This is a genomic window from Modicisalibacter sp. MOD 31.J (assembly GCF_020147985.1).
Taxonomy (GTDB): Bacteria; Pseudomonadota; Gammaproteobacteria; order Pseudomonadales; family Halomonadaceae; genus Modicisalibacter; species Modicisalibacter coralii.
The window spans coordinates 711395-731560 of the sequence record NZ_JAGXFF010000002.1 but is presented as its reverse complement, the minus strand read 5'-3'; the positions used below and the strand labels follow the sequence as shown (position 1 = coordinate 731560).

At 66.7% G+C, this 20166-nt stretch carries 22 protein-coding genes; 15 read left to right on the top strand and 7 right to left on the bottom strand.

The features are described 5' to 3' along the window. Window positions 1–22 precede the first annotated feature (22 nt). The gene (locus KGR00_RS09165; protein ID WP_129140301.1) at window positions 23–1675 is read left to right on the top strand and encodes a nitrite/sulfite reductase; all 1653 of its coding nucleotides are present in this window, start codon (window positions 23–25) and stop codon (window positions 1673–1675) included. After that, window positions 1668–2162, top strand: a complete 495-nt coding sequence (locus KGR00_RS09160) for a DUF934 domain-containing protein (RefSeq protein ID WP_129140300.1) — start codon at window positions 1668–1670, stop codon at window positions 2160–2162. The genes KGR00_RS09165 and KGR00_RS09160 overlap by 8 nt, the downstream gene beginning before the upstream one ends. A 50-nt stretch (window positions 2163–2212) precedes the next feature. On the opposite strand, the gene smrA is transcribed toward KGR00_RS09160, so the two are convergent. Continuing rightward, complete coding sequence (smrA, locus tag KGR00_RS09155; RefSeq protein WP_224417046.1) at window positions 2213–2809, bottom strand: DNA endonuclease SmrA; 597 nt, start codon at window positions 2807–2809, stop codon at window positions 2213–2215. Window positions 2810–2957: 148 nt separating this feature from the next. Between smrA and KGR00_RS09150 the strand changes: the two genes are divergently transcribed. From KGR00_RS09150 to KGR00_RS09125, 6 genes are all read left to right on the top strand, one after another. Then, window positions 2958–3386, top strand: a complete 429-nt coding sequence (locus tag KGR00_RS09150) for a gamma-glutamylcyclotransferase family protein (protein WP_224417047.1) — start codon at window positions 2958–2960, stop codon at window positions 3384–3386. Window positions 3387–3469: 83 nt separating this feature from the next. Beyond that, window positions 3470–3823, top strand: a complete 354-nt coding sequence (gene arsC / locus KGR00_RS09145; RefSeq protein WP_224417048.1) for an arsenate reductase (glutaredoxin) — start codon at window positions 3470–3472, stop codon at window positions 3821–3823. Between the two features lie 96 nt (window positions 3824–3919). Next, on the top strand, window positions 3920–4543 hold the full coding sequence (gene wrbA, locus KGR00_RS09140) for an NAD(P)H:quinone oxidoreductase (RefSeq protein ID WP_224417049.1): 624 nt from the start codon (window positions 3920–3922) through the stop codon (window positions 4541–4543). Continuing rightward, on the top strand, window positions 4540–4926 hold the full coding sequence (locus tag KGR00_RS09135) for a DUF2069 domain-containing protein (RefSeq protein ID WP_224417050.1): 387 nt from the start codon (window positions 4540–4542) through the stop codon (window positions 4924–4926). Before wrbA ends, KGR00_RS09135 begins: the two co-directional genes overlap by 4 nt. Continuing rightward, on the top strand, window positions 4923–6179 hold the full coding sequence (locus tag KGR00_RS09130) for a hypothetical protein (RefSeq protein ID WP_224417051.1): 1257 nt from the start codon (window positions 4923–4925) through the stop codon (window positions 6177–6179). The genes KGR00_RS09135 and KGR00_RS09130 overlap by 4 nt, the downstream gene beginning before the upstream one ends. A gap of 127 nt (window positions 6180–6306) precedes the next feature. Beyond that, window positions 6307–6768: a cytochrome c gene (locus KGR00_RS09125; RefSeq protein ID WP_224417052.1), complete on the top strand. Its 462-nt coding sequence runs from the start codon at window positions 6307–6309 to the stop codon at window positions 6766–6768. Between the two features lie 12 nt (window positions 6769–6780). Here KGR00_RS09125 and KGR00_RS09120 read toward each other — a convergent pair whose 3' ends face one another. Then, window positions 6781–7452 (bottom strand): cytochrome b/b6 domain-containing protein, encoded by a 672-nt coding sequence (locus KGR00_RS09120; protein ID WP_224417053.1) that lies wholly within the window; start codon window positions 7450–7452, stop codon window positions 6781–6783. Between the two features lie 231 nt (window positions 7453–7683). Here KGR00_RS09120 and pdxH point away from each other — a divergent pair, with 231 nt between their 5' ends. Continuing rightward, window positions 7684–8325, top strand: a complete 642-nt coding sequence (gene pdxH / locus KGR00_RS09115; RefSeq protein WP_224417054.1) for a pyridoxamine 5'-phosphate oxidase — start codon at window positions 7684–7686, stop codon at window positions 8323–8325. A 75-nt stretch (window positions 8326–8400) separates the two neighbouring features. On the opposite strand, the gene KGR00_RS09110 is transcribed toward pdxH, so the two are convergent. From KGR00_RS09110 to KGR00_RS09095, 4 genes are all read right to left on the bottom strand, one after another. Beyond that, window positions 8401–9291 (bottom strand): glycine betaine ABC transporter substrate-binding protein, encoded by an 891-nt coding sequence (locus tag KGR00_RS09110; protein WP_224417055.1) that lies wholly within the window; start codon window positions 9289–9291, stop codon window positions 8401–8403. 112 nt (window positions 9292–9403) lie between these two features. Further along, entirely contained in the window at window positions 9404–10246 is an 843-nt protein-coding gene (locus tag KGR00_RS09105; RefSeq protein ID WP_224417056.1) for a proline/glycine betaine ABC transporter permease, read from the bottom strand. Further along, window positions 10246–11448, bottom strand: coding sequence for a glycine betaine/L-proline ABC transporter ATP-binding protein (locus tag KGR00_RS09100; RefSeq protein ID WP_224417057.1), 1203 nt, complete (start codon window positions 11446–11448; stop codon window positions 10246–10248). The genes KGR00_RS09105 and KGR00_RS09100 overlap by 1 nt, the downstream gene beginning before the upstream one ends. 223 nt (window positions 11449–11671) lie before the next feature. Then, on the bottom strand, window positions 11672–14419 hold the full coding sequence (locus tag KGR00_RS09095) for a bifunctional acetate--CoA ligase family protein/GNAT family N-acetyltransferase (RefSeq protein ID WP_129139833.1): 2748 nt from the start codon (window positions 14417–14419) through the stop codon (window positions 11672–11674). A 119-nt stretch (window positions 14420–14538) separates the two neighbouring features. Between KGR00_RS09095 and KGR00_RS09090 the strand changes: the two genes are divergently transcribed. Both KGR00_RS09090 and KGR00_RS09085 read left to right on the top strand, forming a co-directional pair. Then, window positions 14539–15477 (top strand): histone deacetylase family protein, encoded by a 939-nt coding sequence (locus tag KGR00_RS09090; RefSeq protein ID WP_129139834.1) that lies wholly within the window; start codon window positions 14539–14541, stop codon window positions 15475–15477. 145 nt (window positions 15478–15622) lie between these two features. After that, on the top strand, window positions 15623–16252 hold the full coding sequence (locus KGR00_RS09085) for an XRE family transcriptional regulator (protein ID WP_224417058.1): 630 nt from the start codon (window positions 15623–15625) through the stop codon (window positions 16250–16252). A gap of 17 nt (window positions 16253–16269) precedes the next feature. Here KGR00_RS09085 and KGR00_RS09080 read toward each other — a convergent pair whose 3' ends face one another. Continuing rightward, window positions 16270–17694 (bottom strand): APC family permease, encoded by a 1425-nt coding sequence (locus tag KGR00_RS09080; protein WP_224417059.1) that lies wholly within the window; start codon window positions 17692–17694, stop codon window positions 16270–16272. A gap of 137 nt (window positions 17695–17831) precedes the next feature. Between KGR00_RS09080 and KGR00_RS09075 the strand changes: the two genes are divergently transcribed. From KGR00_RS09075 to glp, 4 genes are all read left to right on the top strand, one after another. After that, window positions 17832–18038, top strand: a complete 207-nt coding sequence (locus KGR00_RS09075; protein WP_129139837.1) for a hypothetical protein — start codon at window positions 17832–17834, stop codon at window positions 18036–18038. Window positions 18039–18114: 76 nt separating this feature from the next. Next, window positions 18115–18435, top strand: a complete 321-nt coding sequence (locus KGR00_RS09070; RefSeq protein WP_129139838.1) for a DUF1244 domain-containing protein — start codon at window positions 18115–18117, stop codon at window positions 18433–18435. Further along, entirely contained in the window at window positions 18432–18962 is a 531-nt protein-coding gene (gene moaB, locus KGR00_RS09065; protein ID WP_224417060.1) for a molybdenum cofactor biosynthesis protein B, read from the top strand. Before KGR00_RS09070 ends, moaB begins: the two co-directional genes overlap by 4 nt. Beyond that, a complete protein-coding gene (gene glp / locus KGR00_RS09060; protein WP_224417061.1) occupies window positions 18955–20163 on the top strand; it encodes a gephyrin-like molybdotransferase Glp in 1209 nt (402 codons plus the stop codon). Before moaB ends, glp begins: the two co-directional genes overlap by 8 nt. Window positions 20164–20166 lie beyond the last annotated feature (3 nt).

The following is a 20166-nucleotide window of genomic DNA, read 5'->3' as shown; positions in this document are numbered from 1 at the left end:
TGACTAGCAGGACATATCCGGTATGTATCGGTACGACACCTACGATCAGACGCTCGTCGACGAGCGCGTCGCCCAGTTCCGTGACCAGATGGATCGCTATCTGGCCGGGCGCCTGGGCGAGGACGAGTTCCGTCCGCTGCGCTTGCAGAACGGGCTCTACATCCAGCGCCATGCGCCGATGCTGCGCATCGCTATCCCCTACGGCATGCTCTCCAGCCAGCAGCTGCGCGCCCTGGCCGACATCACCCGCCGCTACGACCGCGGCTACGGCCACTTCACCACGCGGCAGAACCTGCAGCTGAACTGGCCGAAGCTCGAGGACGTGCCGGACATCCTCGGCGAGCTGGCCAAGGTGCAGATGCACGCCATCCAGACCAGCGGCAACTGCATCCGCAACACCACCAGCGACCAGTTCGCGGGGATCGCCGGCGACGAGATCGAGGACCCGCGCCCGTGGTGCGAGCTGATCCGCCAGTGGTCGACCCTGCACCCGGAATTCGCCTACCTGCCGCGCAAGTTCAAGATCGCGGTGACTGGCGCCGATCACGACCGCGCGGCCATTCAGGTCCACGACATCGGGCTGCGCCTGTGGCGCAACGAGGCCGGCGAACTGCGTGTGCGGGTCCTGGCCGGTGGCGGCATGGGCCGCACGCCGATGATCGGCGACGTGGTCCGCGAGGACCTGCCCTGGCAGCACCTGCTGACCTACCTGGAAGCCTGCGTCAGGGTCTACAACCAGTTCGGGCGCCGCGACAACAAGTTCAAGGCGCGCATCAAGATCCTGGTCAAGGCGCTGGGCATCGAGGAGTATCGCCGGCGTGTCGAGGACGAGTGGGCGCACCTCAAGGACGGCCCGCAGACGCTGACCGAGAGCGCGGTCGAATCTGCCAGGGCGCATTTCCCCGAGCCGGATCGCCGCCCGGTCGACGAGGCGGCGATCGCCGGCTACGAGCAACTGCGGCGTGACGATCGCGCCTTCGCGCGCTTCGTCACCAACAACGTGACCGACCACGTGGTGCCCGGCTACAAGGCCGTGACGCTGTCGCTCAAGCGCCGCGAGCACGCCCCGGGGGACGTCACCGCCGACCAGATGGAGGCGATCGCCGATCTCGCCGATGCCTTCAGCTTCGGCGAGATGCGCGTCACCCACGAGCAGAACGTGGTGCTTTCCGACGTGCCGGTCGACGAGATCCAGGCGCTGTGGCACAACCTCCAGGAACTGGGCATGGCCAACCCCACGGTGGGCACGCTCAACGACCTGATCTGCTGCCCCGGCGGCGACTACTGCGCGCTGGCCAACGCCGTGTCGATCCCCATCGCCCAGGCGATCCAGGAGCGCTTCGAGGACCTCGACTTCCTCTACGACCTGGGTCCGCTGGATCTCAACATCTCCGGCTGCATGAACGCCTGCGGTCATCATCACGTCGGCAACATCGGCATCCTCGGCGTCGACAAGAAGGGCGAGGAGTACTACCAGATCTCGCTGGGCGGCAACGCCCGCGACGATGCCTCGCTGGGCAAGATCCTCGGCCCCTCCTTCTACCGCGAGGACGTCCCCGAGGTGATCGACAAGGTGTTGCAGGTCTACCTCGCCCAGCGCCACGAGGACGAGCGTTTTCTCGATACCTACCGTCGCATCGGCATCAAGCCGTTCAAGGAGCGTGTCTATGCCTGATACCAGCCTGATCAAGCTCGGCCGACCCGAGCAGGACACCTGGGCGCTGTCACGCGATGACCAGACGCTGCCCGAGGAGCGCCCGACCATCGTGCCCCTGGCGCTGTGGCAGGCACACCGTGACGAGCCGCAGCTGGCGCCCTGGCTGCCCAGCGACACAGAACTCGACGCCGAGCTGGCAGAACAGCTCCGCCAGGCGCCCCTGGTGGCGATCGACTTCCCCGCCTTCACCGATGGCCGCGGCTATTCGCTGGCCCGGCTGCTGCGCGAGCGGTATGGGTACAGCGGCGAGATCCGCGCGATCGGCGATGTGCTGGTCGACCAGCTGTTCTACATGACGCGTTGCGGCTTCGACGCCCTGGCGCTACGCGAGGACCAGCGCCTCGACGACGCCCTGCGCGCGCTGGGCGCCTTCAGCGTCAGCTATCAGCCCGCGGTGGACGTCAAGGAGGCGCTCTTCGAGCGGCGCCTGCGCGAGACCGCCTGATCCCCCACCCCGTCGACACGGCGCCGCCTTCGGGTGGCGCCGTGTCGCATTCAACCCCGCCGCTTCTGCTGGCGTTCGCGGTTGAGCGCCCGGGCACGCAGCGACTTGCGCAGCATCACGTAGGTCGCGCCCAGCCCGCCGTGAAACGACTGGGCGGAGACATAGGCCTGAACCTCGTCGAACTGGGTGAGCCACTTGGCGACGTAGGAGCGCACCACGTTGGCGTGGCTGTCCAGCGCCTTGCCACGACCATGCACGATCAACAGGCAGCGCAGGTCGTGGTCGATGCCCTCGCGGATGAAGCGAAAGAGTTCCCGGCGACATTCGCGGACCGGCTGCTTGATCAGGTGCAACCGGGCCTCCGGCGGGTAACCGCCCTGCCGCAAGCGGTCGGCGACCCCGGTCTGCACCCCGGGGCGGCGATACTCGATGGGGTCGTTGTGGGGGATCAGGTCGACGAATTCCTCGCTGAGGAAGTTGGCGACCTCCTCCTGCGCTTCGGCGCTGGCCCGGCGGGCCAGTTGCGCCTCGTTGGGCGGGCGCGAGGCCGGCGCGACGTCGGCCTTGTCCCGGCCCTTGGTCAGCGGGCGCACCTGATTTCCCATCAATGCCTCGAAATCGGCATCCGCGTCCTGGTGACGATTCATGGCTACGCCCTCCGTGGTGGTCATGACTCGATGGTAGCAAAGCTCTCTGTCCGGACTTAAGACGCAACGTCCCCTGGCTGACACCGCTGGGCAGCCACCCGTGGCTTGTGGCAAGGTCTCGGGTTCGTTGCGACACGCGAGAGTTTCGATGAAACGACTGAGCTGGGTACCCACGGCCCTGCTGGCCGCGCCGCTGGCGGCCATCGTCTATCTGTGGTTCACCTTCGCCAGCCCTTATGGGTATCAGCGGCCTGCTGACCTGGAACCGATCGCGCCGGGCGAGCATGCCGTCTTCGTCTACGGCACCCTGCGCTACGGCGTGGTGCGCTGGCTGGTCTACGGCCGCTGGGGTGACCCCGAGCCCGGCGTGCTCGACGATCACCAGCGCGACGGCCTGGACGTCGAACCCCGGCCCGGCGCCCGAGTGCCGGGCCTGGTGCTCACGGTCGACGCCGAGGAACTGGCGCAGCTCGACCGCTATGAACACCTGGGCGTGCGCTATCGTCGGATACAGACCACCCTGGCCGATGGCCGGCGCGTATGGCTTTACGACCGGCTGACGCCCCCTGAATCCTGAGCGGGCCGGCCATGCGTTGTGGCCCGTCAGCCGCCCCCGTAGAATGGACGGCATCATCAACCCTTGAAAATCAAGGAGTCGGCGTGTCCGCCCTGACGCTCTATCACAACCCGCGCTGCTCGAAATCCCGCGACGCCCTCAAGCTGCTCGAGGCGCGCGGCGTCGAATTCCAGGTTCACCGCTATCTCGACGATCCCCTGCCAAGGGCGCAACTCGAGTCGCTGGCCGCGCGCCTCGACACCCCGGTCGAATCGCTGCTGCGTGACAACGAGACGGAATGGAAGGCTCTCGCGCTGAGTTCTCCGTCCCGCGACGAGATACTGGCAGCGATCGCCGAGCACCCGCGGCTCATGCAGCGGCCGATTCTCGATCGTGGCGACAGGGCGGTCATCGGCCGGCCGCCGGAGGCGGTGATGGCGCTGCTCGCCGACGACTAGAACCTGGCACGACCACGGCCCGCACGACACGGGACCGTCGGTGCCGAACACTCTCTCCGACTGGCCGGCTGGCCGTCGCAACGACAAGGAATGCCCATGAGTTCGTCACGCCCCTTCGTGCTGGTGCTGTACTACTCCCGTCATGGTGCGACGCGCCTGCTGGCCGAACAGGTCGCGGCCGGCATCGAGAGCAACGCCGGCATCGACGCCCGGCTGCGCACGGTACCGCCGGTGTCGGCGACCTGCGAGGCCGTCGATCCCGAGATCCCCGACGAGGGCGCGGTCTACGCCACGCTCGACGACCTGCGCGAGTGCGCCGGACTGGCCCTGGGCAGCCCGACGCGCTTCGGCAACATGGCCGCGCCGCTCAAGTACTTCCTGGACGGGACCAGCGAGCTCTGGCTCGGCGGTACCCTGGTCGACAAGCCGGCCACTGCCTTCACCTCCACGGCGAGCCTGCACGGCGGCCAGGAGGCCACCCTGCTGACCATGCTGATTCCGCTGCTGCACCACGGCATGGTCTATGCCGGCGTGCCCTACAGCGAACCGGGGCTGCTGGCGACCACCAGTGGCGGCACGCCCTACGGCACCAGTCACGTCGCCGGGGGGCGCAGCGATCGTAGCGTCGACGACACCGAACGCGAGCTGGCCCAGGCCCAGGGACGGCGGATCGGGCGACTGGCCAAGGCGCTGCAGGAGCTGACGGAGGCGCGCCGATGACGGGCGACACCGCGACGCCTGCGACCCGTCAGGACCAACGCCTTCGTCAGGCACGCCGCGTGGTGATCGGCAGCTATGCGGCATTGATCGTGCTGCTGTGCCTTGGCGGCTGGCTGCTCAAGAGCCAGCATCAGGTGGGCTGGGGGCCGATCCTGGTCCGCCTCCTGCCGCTGGTGCTGCTGCTGCCGAGCCTGTTGACCCGCCGCCCGCGCGGTCACCTCTGGCTGGCCTTCGTCAGTCTGCTCTATCTCATGCAGGGGGTGATGATCGCCTCGCTGCCGGACAAGCTCTGGCTGGGCGGGCTCGAGATCGCCGCCGCGGCGGTGCTGTGTGTCGCCAGTGCGCTCTATGCGCGCTGGCGCGGGCGGCAACTGCGCTCGTGAGACCCTCGAGCGCGCTGATCCTGGCGATGCTCGCGTTGAGCATCGCCAGCAGTCTGATGCACTGGCCGCTGTGGCCGGCGGCGATTCTCAGCTGGCTGGCGACCCTGCGTCTGGCCCGTCAGTTGCCACGGGCCTCGCGCCGCCAGGCGCTGGCCCTGGGCGGTGCCGGCGTGGTGTTCTGGGCCGTCGCCCTGGTCCGCGGCACGCCGGTGACGCTCCTGCATGCCCTGGCGATCAACCAGACGCTGCTGATGATGTTCGCCGGCGTTAGCTTTCTGTCGATGGCCGCGCCCAGCGTGCCGACCCGGGCCGACACGACACAGCGCGACAGTTTCTGGGGCACGCTGTTCGGCGTGCACCTGTTCGGCGCCGTGATCAATCTCTCGGCGCTGTTCCTGTTCGCCGACCGCATGCAACACGATCGACGGCTTTCCCGGCGGCAGGCGATGGTGCTGGGTCGCGCCTTTCCCGCGGCAGCGGCCTGGTCGCCGTTCTTCGTCGCCATGGGCGTGGCCCTGACCTATGCCCCGGGGCTCGAGTTCACCGCCCTGCTGCCCTGGGGGCTGGCCTGCGCGCTGGCCTTGCTGACCCTGGTCGCCCTGGACACCTTGCGCGTCAAAGGGCCTTTCACGGGCTACCCGCTCGAGGCACGCGCCCTGGTGCTGCCCGGCGTTCTCGCCCTCGCCGTTCTCCTGCTTCACACCGCCTGGCCGACGCTGGGCATCCCCTTGATCATCAGCATCGTCTCCCCGCTGGCCGCCCTGCTGCTGGCGCCGGCACGCGAGCGCCGCTCGCGGCTGCGTCACCAGCTCGACCACGGGCTGTCACGGCTGATGCCGCAGTTCGCACTGTTTCTCGCCGCCGGGGTACTGTCCAGCGGCCTCAGCGCCCTGCTGGCGAGCTGGCCGGAGGGCCCGGCACTGCCGTTCACGCACTTCGGGCATCTACAGGCCTGGTTGACCCTGGGGGTGATCGTGGCACTGGCCTTCGTCGGCATCCACCCGCTGGTCGGCGTGACGACCCTGGCGCCGCTGCTCGCCTCGCTGCATCCCGACCCCACGCTGCTGGGCATGGTCTTTCTCATGGGCTGGGCGCTGGGGACCGGCAGCAGCCCGCTATCGGGCAGCAATCTCGTGTTGTGTTCGCGCTATGGCGTCGCGCCCCGGGAGATGCTGCGCTGGAACCTGCCCTACGCGATCGTCGGCTGGCTGGCCTGCGGGGCGATCCTCGGCGTGCGTGCGGCATTGTCCTGATCACGGCCTCTCGACGCGCCGGGCTCGGGTGCCTATGTTGTGAAGGTCCCGGGGCGATCGGTGGCAGGACTGACATCCCGGTCGTCGGCGGCGAACGCCGCAATAACAAGACAACGAGGAGTGACTCATGAAGCGCATGCTCTCCCTGCTCTCCCTGCTCGCCCTGGCGAGTCTGACGGGCGGCCCCGCGACGATCGCTCAGGCCGATGACATCGACGACGCCATCCACTATCGGCACGCGGCCATGGAAGTGATCGCCTGGCAAATGGGGCCGATGTCCCGGATGGTCAAGGGCGACATCGACTACGATGCCGAGGCGTTCGCCGAGCGTGCCCGACGTGTCGCCGACCTGGCGCCGCTGCCCTGGGAAGGGTTCATCGCGGACTCCTACGATCGCCAGGGCACCCATGCGTTGCCCAAGATCGCCGCTAATCGCGATGATTTCGATGCCAAGGCGCAGGCCTTCGAGGACGCCGCCGTGCAACTGGCCGAGGTCGCCGGCGACGGCAGCTTCGATACGATGCGGGCCCGCTTCGCCGAGATGGCGCGCAGCTGCAAGGCATGCCACGACGACTACCGTGCCGATTGAGTCGCCGCCGGGTCAGGCCCACTCCAGAATGGCCACCAGCACCGCGACGGCCAAGGCGGCGACGGCCCAGGCCCGCCAGCCGGATACCGGCTGGTTCTCGCCATCCTTGACGGCACCAGAGAACCGCTTGCGTCCGGTGACCATCGCCACGACCAGCGCCTCCCCCCGGAGTCGGTGAAGCACGATCGCCGCCAGGTGGATGCCCACCAGCACGAACAGCGCGTTGCCGTTCCAGTGGTGCAATGTCACCAGGATCTCCTCGAGGCGCCCGCCCAGCTTGCCGGCCAGCGGTGCCGTGAACAGCACATCGTCGCTCATCACCAGCCCCGAGGTGACCTGAAGGCTCAGCGACAGCAACAGCAGTAACGTCATCCAGCCGCCCAGCGGGTTGTGGCCGACATACCGGTCGGGATGGCGCCGAAACCAGCCCGCGGCGTAGCGCGCCACGACCCGTGGCGAGCGCAGCAAGGCGCGCAGCCGGGCGTGCCGGCTGCCGACGATACTCCACGACCAGCGAAAGACCAGCAGCACCAGAATGGTGTAGCCGGCGCGTGCATGCCATTCGATGGGGAACAGCAGGGGTTCGCCACTGGTCTTCACCGTGTACCAGGAGACCAGGATGCTGGCGACCAGTATCCAGTGGAACAACCGGATGGGGACGTCCCAGGCTTTCAGCGTCTTCATCGTCACTCCTCGTGGCCACGCCCTCGATCGGTAGAACCGGCCCCGTTCCCCTCATCGAGGGAGTATAGCCGCGACGTCCCGGGGGCACCGGATGAGGTGCGTCAGATGAAAATAGCGCCCGGCATGATCTCGATGCGGGTCATCGGCCCTTGACAGAGGGTGATTCGGGCCCGCTACGCTTGAGCCTCCCGGCATCACGGGCGATGATGAGGAAAACCTCAGGAGAGCGCCATGAACACCGACATTGCCGATGTACGACGCGACTACAGCGGGGACCATCTCGACGCCGAGAGCACGCCGGACGCGCCGCTCGAGCTGTTCCAGAGCTGGCTGACACTGGCGCTGGAGCGCGAGAACGACGATGCCAACGCCATGACCCTGGCCACCGTCGACAGCCTGGGACTCCCCCATGCGCGCATCGTGCTGCTCAAGGGCCTCGATGAGCGCGGCTTCGCCTTCTACACCAGCTATCAGAGTCACAAGGGCGCAGAACTCGCCAATGTGCCCCACGCCGCCCTGGTCTTCTGGTGGCCGGTCCTGCAGCGCCAGGTCCGCGTCGAGGGCCGGGTCGTGCAGGTCGAGGACGGCGAATCGGACCGCTATTTCCAGAGTCGCCCGCGGGCCAGCCAACTGGGTGCCTGGATCTCCCAGCAGGGCGTGGAGATTCCCGACCGCGAATGGCTCGAGGAGCGTCGCCACCGCTTCGAGCAACTCTACACCAGTCAGGATGTCGATCGCCCGCCACACTGGGGCGGTTACCGGGTCGAACCCGAGATCATCGAATTCTGGCAGGGGCAGGCCGACCGGCTCCACGATCGGCTGCGCTATCGCCGCCAGGACGATCACTGGAGCAAGGTGCGTCTGGCGCCCTGAGCCGTCGGGCGCGCGCCGGATCGAAAAAACGCCCGGCCAGGCCGGGCGTTCTCGTCAGCGACATTCGCTCGGGGTTCAGCCCTGGATGTCGGCGGTCCACTCCTTGACCACGTCCGGGTGCTCGTCGACCCACTTCTGGGCATTTTCGTACGGGTCGGAGCCTTCCTTCTGGTTCATCAACATGACCTCGCCCATCTGCTCGGGCGTCCAGTGGAAGTTGTCGAGGAATTCGTACACCGCCGGCATGTCTTCCTCGAGACCCTGGCGCACGATGGTATTGATGTGCTCGGCATCGCCGTAGACGTTCTTGGGATCGTCGAGATACTTGAGATCCCAGCGCGAGAACATCCAGTGCGGAGTCCAGCCGGTGACGACGATGTCCTCGTGGTTCTGGATCGCCGACTTGAGCGCGGCGGTCATGGTCGCGCCACTGCCACTGCGCAGCTTGACGTCGCCCTGCAGGCCGTAATCGTCGATCACGTCCTCGGTCAGGCCCATCAGGCCGGCACCCGGGTCGATGCCGATGATCTCGCCGCCGTAGCTGTCCGCCTTGTCGTCGAGCTGCTCGATGGAATCGATGTCGGTATAGGCGGGAACCACCAGACCCAGCTTGGTGCCGTCGAGATTGGCACCCAGGTCGACGACCTTGTCCTTGGTCTGCTCGAAGTAGTTCTTGTGCGTGGTCGGCAACCAGGCGGCCACCATGCCATCGGCATCGCCATAGGCGACGGCCTGCCACATCGCGGCGGCCGACAGCGAGGACATCTTGACGTCATAGCCCATGTCCTCGAGCACCGCGCGCACCACATTGGTGGAGGCGACCTCGGAAGCCCATTCGACGTAGGCCAGGGTCACGGTGCCCTTGCTGTCGTCCTGCGCGTGAGCCACTCCGCTCATGCCCAGGCCGGCAACCATCATCAGCGAACCGAAACGCACGGCGCGTGACATCGTATTGAACGCTTTCATCACTTTCCCCTTCTTCTTGGTTGAGTGTGAGGGCGGCCCGCCGTCACGCTTCGGGCCGCCCCGACCCTGCATGAATCATGCAAGAGTCGGTCCAGGCGTCTTATTCACTGCTTCATTGCGCCTTCTTGGTCTTGCGGAACGACTGAGTCAGGCGATCGAGCAGCATGGCCAGGATGACCACCGCGATCCCCGCCTCGAAGCCATCACCCGGGCGCAGCCGCTGGATGGCCTTCCAGACCTCGTTGCCCAGACCGTCGGCACCGATCATGGCGGCAATCACCACCATCGACAAGGCCAGCATGATGGTCTGGTTGATGCCGGCCATGATGGTCGGCAGCGACAGCGGCAACTGGACCTTGAACAATTTTTGCCCGCGTGTCGAGCCGAAGGCATCGGCCGCCTCGATCAATTCCTTGGGAACCTGGCGGATGCCCAGGGTGGTGAAGCGGATCGCCGGCGGCATGGAGAAGATCACCGTGGCGAAGATCGCCGACACCGAGCCGATGCCGAAGAACGGAATCGCCGGAATCAGGTAGACGAAGGCCGGCATGGTCTGCATGAAATCGAGCACCGGCATGATCACGCTGTAGAGACGGTCCGACAACGCCCCCGCGATGCCCACCGGCAGTGCGATGACGATCGCCACCAGGGTCGCGATCACCACCAGGGTGAGCGATTCGATCATCGGGAACCACAGGCCCATGTTCCAGATCAGTCCCAGGCCGAGCAGCGAGCCGATCGCCAGGCGGATGCCCGACAACCGCCAGCAGAGCAGCGCGATGAGCGCCATCAGCGACCATTCGGGCATCCACGCCAGGGCGTCGTTGAGCGCATTGATACCGGTCTGGGTGACGTGCGAGATGCCCCGGGTGACCGAGGAAAACTGCGTCGTCAGGAAGTCCAGTCCACTCTCGATCCAGTCGCCGAGAGGAATACGGGGAATATCGATAGCCATCAGCGTTCTCCAGATTCAGCCAGTTCCGCCAGCACGGCACCCTTGACCACCACGCCGAGCAGGCGCTGGTCCTCGTCGACCACGGCGATCGGATAGCTCTTCTCGCTGAACATCGCGAAGAGGTTGTGCAGGGGCTCGTCGGGGCCGACCCGCGGGAAGTCGTCGTGGATGAGCGACTTGATGGACTGCGCCCCGTCCTTGGCGGCCTGGTCGACGGCGTCCACCTCCACCAGGCCCAGCAGCTTGCGCTCGCGATTGGTGACGTAGATCGAGTCGAGGCTGTTCTCGCGGAGCTTGTGCAGGATGGTACGCGGGCCGTCGTCCTCGCGGGCGGTGGCACGGACCGGCCGCATGGCATGGCGTGCGGTGAGAATCCGCGACATGTCGACGCCCTCGATGAAGCGCGCGACATAGTCGTTGGCGGGCTTGGTGAGAATCTCCTCCGGCTTGCCGATCTGCACGATCTCGCCGTCCTTGAGCAGGATGATGCGATCGCCGATGCTCAACGCCTCATCGAGATCGTGGGTGATGAAGATGGTGGTCTTCTTCATGCGATGCTGGAGTTCCAGCAGTTCCTGCTGCATGTCCTTGCGGATCAACGGATCGAGTGCCGAGAAGGCCTCGTCCATCAGCAGCACGCTGGAATCGTTGGCCAGTGCCCGGGCCAGGCCGACACGCTGCTGCATGCCGCCGGAAAGCTGGTTGGGCAAGGCGTCTTCCCAACCGTCCAGACCGACCTGCTTGAGGGACTCCCGCGCCTTTTTGGCGCGCTCCTCCTTGTCGATGCCGCGGATCTCGAGACCGTACTCGGCATTCTGCTGCACCGTGCGATGGGGGAACAGCGCGAAGTTCTGGAAGACCATCGAGAAGTGCCGACGACGGCACTGCAGCAGCTCTTTATCGTTGAGCTGAGGGATGTTCTCGTCGTCGATGATGATGTCGCCCTCGGTGGGCTCGATCAGTCGGTTGAGACAGCGGATCAACGTCGACTTGCCGGAGCCGGAAAGGCCCATGATCACCAGGAGTTCCCCCTCCTGGACATCGAAGCTGATATTGGACAGACCCAGCGTCTGGCCGGTCTTGTCGAGAATCTCCGGGCGCTTCAGGCCCTGGTCGCGCAACTCGAGCGCCTTCTTCGGCTGGCTGCCGAAGACCTTGCTCAAGCCGCGTACCTGAATCTTGATCGTTTGGGATTCGCTCATCGGCTTTGCCTGTTTTTCGTCGTGACCTGTTCTCGTTGTGTCGGGGGCGATCGCCAACGATTTTCCATTGAAATCGTTACCCCTTTTTTTCATAACGATTGATTATGATTTTTCACGCATCGTACATTCTTATTAAACGGGCTTCAAATCAGAAGATCTGATGATTGATCAACGGTTCAATAACCCGTTGGCTCAACCATGCGCCTTGGTGAGCATTCCCCGATCAGTACAGTGAGTTCTCGAGACGGTGGCGTTGCCAGTCGCTGCTCGGTTCGTTGAGCCTCAGCGAGGCATCGATCACCTGCTCTTCCATGTTGTAGCGGCAGGTAAAGCCCAGCTGCTTGAGCAGGGCGCGCATCGGGCCATTGTCGACCATGATCTTGCCGGTCATCTCCAGCGTGCCCAGCCCCCGGGAATAGCGGATCATCTTTTCCATCAGCAAGCGCCCCAACCCGTGGCCATGCAGGTCGTCGCGAATGATGATCGAGAACTCGGTGCGGATGTTGTCGGGGTCGTTCCAGACCCTGACCACGCCGAGCATTTCCTGGCTGCCGTCGTCGCGCCGGTGCTCGGCGATGAAAGCCATCTGGCGGTCGTAGTTGATCTGGGCCAGCGTCGACAGGTCGCGCTGGGACAGGTCCGCCTTGTTGTGGAAGTAGCGAAAGCGGATGCTTTCCTCGGAGAGCCGGTCGTGGAAGGCACGGATCAGGGGGGCATCCTCGCCGCGGATGGGACGTATCTCGACGGCCATGCCATCGTCGAGGGTCAGCCACTCACGCAATTCTTCAGGATAGGGCATGATCGCGTGCCGCGCCGGTTCACCCAGATCCATGGCGAAATCCACCGCGACCAGGCCATCGCGATTGAGCAGCAGCGGGTTGAGTTCGAGCCCGCGCAGTTCCGGCAGGTCGGAGGCCATCTGCGAGAGCTTGACCAGCAGTTGGCAGAGCCGCTCGATGTCGCGGTCGGGGGCCCGGGAATGCTCGAGTATCAAGCGCGCGGCGTGGGTACGCCGGATCAGTTCATCGGCCAGCGTCATGTTCAACGGCGGCAGCGCGACGTGGCGATCGGCCAGCACGTTGACCTTGTAGCCGCCGATGCCGAAGACGATCACCGGCCCGAAGACCGCATCGCGGGTGATGCCGGCGCACAGCTGCATCGAATGCTTGCCGCGCTGCATGCTCTGCAGGCAATAGCTGTAGACCGGGCTGTCGGGAAACTTCTCGCGGACCTTGTCGCCCAGCTGGCGGACGCCCTCGGCGACCTGCTCGGGGGTTTCCAGGTCCTGCAGCAGCCCCGCCGAGAGCTTGTGGGGGTGCTGGCGATAGCGAAACGGCAGGCAGTTGTGCGCGTGGACCACCTTCAGCGCCAGGCGTCCGGAGAGCTGGGCCGCGGCCTCGGCAGCCTGATCGGGATCGAAGACGTAGCGACTGGGTGCCGCGGGAATACCGTAGGCGGCGAGCACGTCGGCGGTTTCCTCATGGGTCAGGCGGTCGCGGCCGCGTTCCTTGGCCGACTCGATCAGCCGGTGGCAGCGCTCGCGGATCGCCGGCGTGGTGGTGAACGGCAGACTCGGCGGGGTTTCCTGCAACAGCGCCTGAACGCGCTGGTAGTCGACCATGTGCATGAAGGCCTTGATCGCCTTCTCCGGCGAGATATAGGTCGGGATCCCGGCGAGATTGCACTCGTGACGGGCCGACAGCGCCTCTTCCAGCCCCATCCAACTGGTCAGCAGATTGCGCTTGAAGCGCTTGCGGTTGGCGACCAGCGCCTGTGCGGTGGTTCGCGACGGCGCCAGGCGGGTCGGCGCATGGACGACCAGCACCGCATCGGCCCCGGGATCGGCGGCGACGATCTCCAGGGCCTCGACGAAACGTTCGGGCGTGGCGTTGCCGCCCAGGTCGACGGGATTGCGCCCGGGCAGGCTGATATCGAACTCGCCGGCGGTGAGCGCTTCCCGGGTGGCATCGCTGAATTCGGCGAGTTGACCGCCGGCACTGATCAGCTTGTCGATCGCCAGCAGGGCCGGCCCCAGTCCGTTGGCGACGATCGCCAGGCGGTCGCCGCGCAGCGGTTTCATGCGTGACAGGGTTTCCAGGGCGTCGAACAACGCGTCGGAATCGTCGACCCTGACCACCCCGGCACGCGCGAGCGCGGCGTCGATGACCACGTCGCGGTTGGCGATGCCCGGCGTGGGCGGCGCCTGGGACAGGTCGGAGCGTGGCGTGCGGCCACTCTTGATCGCCAGAACCAGGCGATTGCGCGAGGCGTCGCGCAGCGCGGTCATGAAATGCTGGGCGTCGTGGATACGCTCCAGGTGCAGCAGCATCGCCTGGCAGGGCGAATACTGGTTGATGTAGTCGATCAGGTCGGGAAGCATCACGTCGACGCTGTCGCCCAGGGTGGCCAGGTGCGAGAAGCCGATGCCCCGCCCCGCCGCCCAGTCGATCATGGCGTTGCCGAGCATGCCCGACTGGCCGAGATAGGCGACCCGGCCCGCCTTGACCGGCTGGCTGGCGTAGGTGGCGTTGAGCCGCCGGCCGGGCACGATCATGCCCATGCACTCGGGGCCGAGCACGCGGATCCCCGAGCGACGCGCCGCCGTCAGCATGCGCTCGCGGATGGAACCGCCGTGGTGCGGCCGGTCGTCGAGATGGGCGCCACCCGAGAGTACCATGGCCGCCCGCACGCCGAAGCGGCCGAGCTGTTCGATCAGCCCCGGGACACTGGCCACCGGGGAGCAGATCACCGCCAGATCGGGAACCTGCGGCAGGTCGGCGACCCGGCGCACGCAGTCGCAGCCATGGACCGACGCATAGCCCTTGGGATTGACCGCCCAGAGGGTGCCCGGAAACTGGCTGTCGGTGAGGTTACGAAGCACCAGACCGCCCATCGAATGGGTCTTTTCGGAGGCGCCGATCACCGCAATGCTGCGTGGGTCAAAGAAATACCGTAGAAAGCGCGTACTCACGATGCTCTCCTGCCTCGCCCTTGCCTCGAGAATGTTCCCTGTGTACGACTTATTGCCAGTGTCGTGCAAGCCTCGTCGCCGATTACCGTGGAACCGCTCGCCGCCGGAGACAGCCCCTCATGATCACCGCTTTCATCAGTCACCCCTACTGTGATCGTCACCACATGGGGCCGGCGCACCCGGAAAGCCCCCAGCGGCTCGAGTCGATCCGCTCGCACATGGCCCTGGCCGGGGTGCTGCAGCAGACCATGCAAGCGGATGCCCGCCAGGCCAGCGACGAGCAGATCTCGCGCATTCATCCGCTGCGTTATCTCAAGGCGCTGGCGCGCTGCGTGCCCGATCAGGGGCTGATCAACCTCGACAACGATACCTTGATGAATCCCGATAGCCTCAAGGCGGCGCGGTATGCGGCCGGGGCCGCCGTCGCCGGGGTCGACCGCGTCTTCCGCCATCAGGCCGACAACGTGTTCTGCGCGGTACGGCCACCGGGCCACCACGCCGAGCTCAGCGAAGCGATGGGATTCTGCTTCTTCAACAACGTCGCCGTGGCCGCCGCTCACGCCCGGGCACAGTACGGGATCCGGCGCGTGGCGATCATCGACTTCGACGTCCACCAGTGCAACGGCACCATCGATATCTTCGGTGGCGATCCGGACACCCTGATCTGCACCAGTTACCAGTACCCCTTCTATCCGTGGCGCTACCTGCGCCCCGAGTTCGACAACGTGGTCGATACCCCGCTGGAGGCGGGTTGCGACGGCGCCACCTTCCGTGCCCGAGTCGAGCGGGACTGGCTGCCGGCCCTGCAGGCCCACCGCCCCGAACTGGTGCTGGTCTCCGCCGGGTTCGATGCCCATCGCGACGACCCGCTGGCGGACATCTGCCTGGACGAGACCGACTATCACTGGGTCACCACCCTGCTCATGGACGTGGCGAGAAGCCATGCCGACAACCGGCTGGTCTCGGTGCTCGAGGGGGGCTATTCGCTCGAGGCCCTGGGGCGCAGCGCGACCGCCCACGTCCGGGCACTGCTCGGCCAGCCCTACGTCATGCCGTGAGTCTGGCGCGGGAGGTTTCTCGGTCCCGGGAAACCTCGCCGGCCCCCAGTCGCCGGCGACCACGTGCGTGGCGCGAATGGCACGGCCCGGCGGGGCGAGTGTGGTAGCATGACGGGAAATTTTGTTTCCTATCGTGAACGCCGCCATGTCCAACACCGATCAGGATGCCGCTCTGCGCATCGCCTCGGGTCGCAAGCCCTTCGTCGAACCGCTACGCCTCGGCGAGCGGCTCAAGGAGATTCGTCTGGCCAACCAGTGGACGCTCGAGGACGTCAGCCAGCGCACCGGCCTGGCCCGTTCGACGCTGTCCAAGATCGAGAACAGCCAGATCTCGCCGACCTTCACGGCGGTGCAGAAGCTGATCCAGGGCCTGGACATCGACCTGCCCCAGTTGCTCAGCACGCCGAAGGCCCAGACCCGTACCATGGGGCGACGCGACCTGACGCGTTCCGGGGACGGCCAGCGCCACCCCACCCCGACCTACGAGCACGAACTGCTGTCCCATCAACTGGCACAGAAGCGCATGATCCCCTTCAAGACCATCGTCCGGGCCCGGCGCTTCGACGAATTCAGCGAATGGGTCCGTCACGACGGCGAGGAGTTCCTGATCGTCCTCGACGGCAGCATCATGCTCTACACCGAGTTCTACGAGCCGGTGCCGCTCGACGCCGGCGACAGCATCTATTTCGACAGCGACATGGGCCACGCCCTGGTGTCGATGAGCGAGCAGGATGCCATCGTGCTGTCGGTGTGCACGCGGGCGGACGCCGGCTGAGCGCCCGCCTCTCGCATTCAGCGCGACTCGCCGGCCAGCTCCTCGCGCACGATCTCCCGAGTCGGCTCGAGGCCGTAGCGAGCCCGCGACCAGGCATACATCGCCAGCCCCACCAGCATGGCGACCCCGTAAACCGCCCACTCCACCGGCGTGAGGGCCGAGGGGCTGCCGGGCAGATAAAGCACCACCATCCCCAGGCCCAGCAGTACCGCCACGCCACCCACCGCGAGCCCGCCGGGTACCCGAAAGGGCCGCGGCATCGCCGGCTCGCGCAGGCGCAGCACCACGAAGGACAGCGCCACGCACAGGTAGGCGATGACGATGCCCAGGCCGCCGGCGTCGACCAGCCAGACCAGGGCCGGACGCCCGAAGAACGGCGCCAGGCTGGAGAACGCCCCCATCAGCAGGATGGCGTTGACCGGCGTGCGATGACGCGGATGCAGCTTGGCCAGGAAGGCCGGCAGCATGCCCGACGCGGCCAGTGCGTAGATGGCCCGCGAGCCGCCCACGTAGAAGGCGTTCCAGCTGGTGATGATCCCCGCGACGCCGGCCAGTACCATCAGCTTGCCGGCCCAGGGTGCATCGAAGACCGCCTGCATGGCAGCCGGCACCGCCAGCTTGCTGTCGGCCAGGGCCTGACTGTCGAGCATCAGCGAGGTGCCGAGAATGATCAGGGCGTACCAGAACACCGCCAGGATCACCGAGAACATCAGCACCCGGCCGATCTCGCCAAACGGCAGGTCGATCTCCTCGGCCGCCTGCGGGATCGCATCGAAGCCCACGAACATGAACGGCACCATGACGATCACCGTCATGATCCCGCCGACCACCCCGGCCTGGGTATTGAACAGCGGCTGCATGGTGGCCGTGTCACCCTCGAACAAGGCGCCGGTGATGAACATCACGCCGACCACCAGGATCAGCAGCGTGACCAGTTTCTGGACCAGCGCCGCGGTGCGAATCCCCAGGTAATTGACGCCCATCATGATCAGCGAGCCGATCACCCCGACCGCCACCCAACTGGCGGTGACCTCCCAGCCGGCGATGGTCCACAGATGCCCGGCCGAGTACCCCGGAAACAGGTTCTCGAACACTGTCGGCAAGGCGACGGCTTCGAAGGCGACCACGCTCACATAGCCCAGCACGATCGACCAGGTACAGAAGAACGACGGGAAATGCCCCAGGGCGCGGTAGCTGTAGACGTGCTCGCCACCGACCCGCGGCATCGCCGAGGCGAGCTCGGCGTAGGTCAGGCCGACCAGCACGATCGCCAGGCCACCGAGGATGAAGGCCGTGATCGCCCCCAGGCTGCCGGCCGAGGCGATCCAGCGTCCGGTCATCACGATCCAGCCCCAGCCGATCATCGCCCCGAACGCCAGGGCCAGAACATCCTTGCGGGCGAGCACGCGGACCAGTTGGTGGGAAGACGTATCCCCTGTCATAGTAATTCTCCTTGTGTCGGGAATGACCAGCGGCCTCTCGTTCGAATGCGCCGCTATTCTCGAAAGGTAGAAACCGCCGCCGGCCGCCGCCACGATAGTGTCGCCGCTCTGGATGGCACATCGCTCAGGAGAACCGCATGTCCGCCCCCTCATGCACTGCCCGCCGTCGCTTTCTCCGCGGCCTGGGCCTTGCCGGCCCCGCCCTGGCAATCGTTGCGCTGCTCGGCGGGCGCTCGGTATACGCCGAGCGGAAACCGGCCATCGGCGACAGCGACGGCGGCGAGGCCGACCTGAGGCGCCAGGTGGGTCACTTGAGGGCCTTCCGCGCCGCGCTGGGCGAGTGATCCCGCATCGGGCAGCCCTGTCGTCATTGCCTTTTTGTTATGCTGGGCGCACTTTCATCACCCGGAGCCGCCTGCTATGGACCATCTGGACAACGCCACCCGCGACGCCATCGAGGCTGCCGCCTTCCGGCGTCTCCTCGAGCACCTGGACGCCAACAAGGACGTCCAGAACATCGATCTGATGATCCTCGCCGACTTCTGTCGCAATTGCCTGTCCAAGTGGCTGGCCGCCGCCGCCGAGGAGCGCGGCGAGACCCTGGATTACGAAAGCGCCCGCGAGTACGTCTACGGCATGCCCTACAGCGACTGGAAGGCCCACTATCAAGCGCCGGCGACACCCGACCAGCTGGCGGCGCTGGAAGCCCGCCAGAGTCGCAAGCAGAAGGACGACGCATGAGTACCGATCGCGACGTTTTCGTGCCGCTGAATATCGCGGTACTGACCATTTCCGACACCCGTACCGAGGACACCGATCGTTCCGGCCAGGCGCTGGTCGAATGCCTGAGCGAGGCTGGCCACCAGCTCGCCGAGAAGCGCATCGTCGTCGATGACGTCTATCGAATCCGCGCGGTGGTCGCCGAGTGGATCGCCGATGCGCGCGTCCAGGTGGTGCTGACCACCGGAGGCACCGGCTTTACCGGCCGTGACTCGACCCCCGAAGCGGTGGGCGTGCTGCTCGACAAGACCATCGAGGGTTTCGGCGAACTGTTCCGTCACCTCTCCTGGCAGGAGATCGGCAGCTCGACCATCCAGAGCCGCTGCCTGGGCGGGCTGGCCAATGCCACCGTGGTGTTCTGTCTGCCGGGCTCGACCGGTGCCTGTCGCACGGCCTGGGACGGCATCCTCCGTGAACAGCTCGACAGCTGTCACCGGCCCTGCAACTACGCCAATCTGGTGATCCCCGGACGAGGCCAGCATGGCTGAGCTGCAGAGCGTCGAACGGGCCCTGGCCGCCCTGCTCGACGGCGTCGCGGCGCTGCCCGCCGAGCCCCTGTGCGTCGAGCGGGCGGCCGGGCGCGTGCTCGCCGAGCCGGTGGTCGCACGCCTCGACGTGCCGCCCGCCGACAACAGTGCCATGGACGGTTACGCCCTGCGCGCGACCGATGCCGGCCGCACCCTGCCGATCAGTCAGCGGATCGTTGCCGGCCGCGCTGCCGAGCCGCTGGCGCCGGGCACCTGCGCGCGCATCTTCACCGGCGGCGAGATTCCCGACGGCGCGGACTGCGTGGTCATGCAGGAAGTCGTGAACGTGGCGGGCGACAGCGCGATGCTGCCCGCCGACATCCCCGCCGGCGACAACGTGCGGCGTCGCGGCCGCGATGTCAGCGTCGGTCAGCCGTTGCTGGCGGCCGGAACGCGGCTCGAAGCCGCGGCCCTGGGGCTGCTGGCGGGCCAGGGCATCACCCGGGTGGCGGTCAGGCGACGGCCCCGCGTCGCCCTGCTCTCTACCGGCGACGAGCTGATCGAGCCCGGCGAGCCGCTTGCCCCCGGGCAGATCTACAACTCCAACCGGCCCATGCTGGTGCGTCTGCTCGAACGCTTCGGCGCCGAGGTGGTGATGGCCGTCCACGTCGCCGACGATCCGGCGACGACGCGCGAGCAGCTGCAGGCGGCGGCCGAGCGGGCCGATGTGGTGATATCGACCGGCGGGGTCAGTGTCGGCGAGGAGGATCACGTCAAGCAGGCGCTGGAGGCGCTAGGCCGGCTCGACCTGTGGCGGCTGGCGATGCGCCCCGGCAAGCCGCTGGCACTGGGGCGGCTGGCGGGGAAGGACACGCCGATGGTTCGCTTCGTGGGGCTGCCGGGCAATCCGGTGTCGAGTTTCGTCGGCGCCTGGCTCTACCTGCGCCCGCTGATCGGCGCCCTGCTGGGCTGCCCCCGGCTGAATGAACTGCCACGGCTCGTCGCGCGTGCGGATTTCTCGACACGCACCCAGGCGCGCCGGCACTACATGCGGGTGAGTCTCGAGTTCACTACGCATGGGATCGTTGCCCGGGCGTTCGCCGATCAGAATTCCGCGGTGCTCACGTCCTGTGCGGCGGCGGATGCGCTGGCGGTGATACCCGCCCACAGCGTGGTCAACGAAGGCGACGCCATCGAATGCCGATGGCTCGTCGACGATTGAACG

What these genes read in the sequence shown, in the direction of transcription:
- KGR00_RS09100 (WP_224417057.1), bottom strand. Translation starts at nt 11,448, where the DNA reads ATGAGCGAATCCCAAACGATCAAGATTCAGGTACGCGGCTTGAGCAAG.
- moaB (WP_224417060.1), top strand. Translation starts at nt 18,432, where the DNA reads ATGAGTACCGATCGCGACGTTTTCGTGCCGCTGAATATCGCGGTACTG.
- glp (WP_224417061.1), top strand. Translation starts at nt 18,955, where the DNA reads ATGGCTGAGCTGCAGAGCGTCGAACGGGCCCTGGCCGCCCTGCTCGAC.
- wrbA (WP_224417049.1), top strand. Translation starts at nt 3,920, where the DNA reads ATGAGTTCGTCACGCCCCTTCGTGCTGGTGCTGTACTACTCCCGTCAT.
- pdxH (WP_224417054.1), top strand. Translation starts at nt 7,684, where the DNA reads ATGAACACCGACATTGCCGATGTACGACGCGACTACAGCGGGGACCAT.
- KGR00_RS09150 (WP_224417047.1), top strand. Translation starts at nt 2,958, where the DNA reads ATGAAACGACTGAGCTGGGTACCCACGGCCCTGCTGGCCGCGCCGCTG.
- KGR00_RS09160 (WP_129140300.1), top strand. Translation starts at nt 1,668, where the DNA reads ATGCCTGATACCAGCCTGATCAAGCTCGGCCGACCCGAGCAGGACACC.
- KGR00_RS09090 (WP_129139834.1), top strand. Translation starts at nt 14,539, where the DNA reads ATGATCACCGCTTTCATCAGTCACCCCTACTGTGATCGTCACCACATG.
- KGR00_RS09120 (WP_224417053.1), bottom strand. Translation starts at nt 7,452, where the DNA reads ATGAAGACGCTGAAAGCCTGGGACGTCCCCATCCGGTTGTTCCACTGG.
- KGR00_RS09135 (WP_224417050.1), top strand. Translation starts at nt 4,540, where the DNA reads ATGACGGGCGACACCGCGACGCCTGCGACCCGTCAGGACCAACGCCTT.
- KGR00_RS09110 (WP_224417055.1), bottom strand. Translation starts at nt 9,291, where the DNA reads ATGAAAGCGTTCAATACGATGTCACGCGCCGTGCGTTTCGGTTCGCTG.
- KGR00_RS09105 (WP_224417056.1), bottom strand. Translation starts at nt 10,246, where the DNA reads ATGGCTATCGATATTCCCCGTATTCCTCTCGGCGACTGGATCGAGAGT.
- KGR00_RS09165 (WP_129140301.1), top strand. Translation starts at nt 23, where the DNA reads ATGTATCGGTACGACACCTACGATCAGACGCTCGTCGACGAGCGCGTC.
- KGR00_RS09085 (WP_224417058.1), top strand. Translation starts at nt 15,623, where the DNA reads ATGTCCAACACCGATCAGGATGCCGCTCTGCGCATCGCCTCGGGTCGC.
- KGR00_RS09125 (WP_224417052.1), top strand. Translation starts at nt 6,307, where the DNA reads ATGAAGCGCATGCTCTCCCTGCTCTCCCTGCTCGCCCTGGCGAGTCTG.
- KGR00_RS09075 (WP_129139837.1), top strand. Translation starts at nt 17,832, where the DNA reads ATGTCCGCCCCCTCATGCACTGCCCGCCGTCGCTTTCTCCGCGGCCTG.
- KGR00_RS09080 (WP_224417059.1), bottom strand. Translation starts at nt 17,694, where the DNA reads ATGACAGGGGATACGTCTTCCCACCAACTGGTCCGCGTGCTCGCCCGC.
- smrA (WP_224417046.1), bottom strand. Translation starts at nt 2,809, where the DNA reads ATGAATCGTCACCAGGACGCGGATGCCGATTTCGAGGCATTGATGGGA.
- KGR00_RS09070 (WP_129139838.1), top strand. Translation starts at nt 18,115, where the DNA reads ATGGACCATCTGGACAACGCCACCCGCGACGCCATCGAGGCTGCCGCC.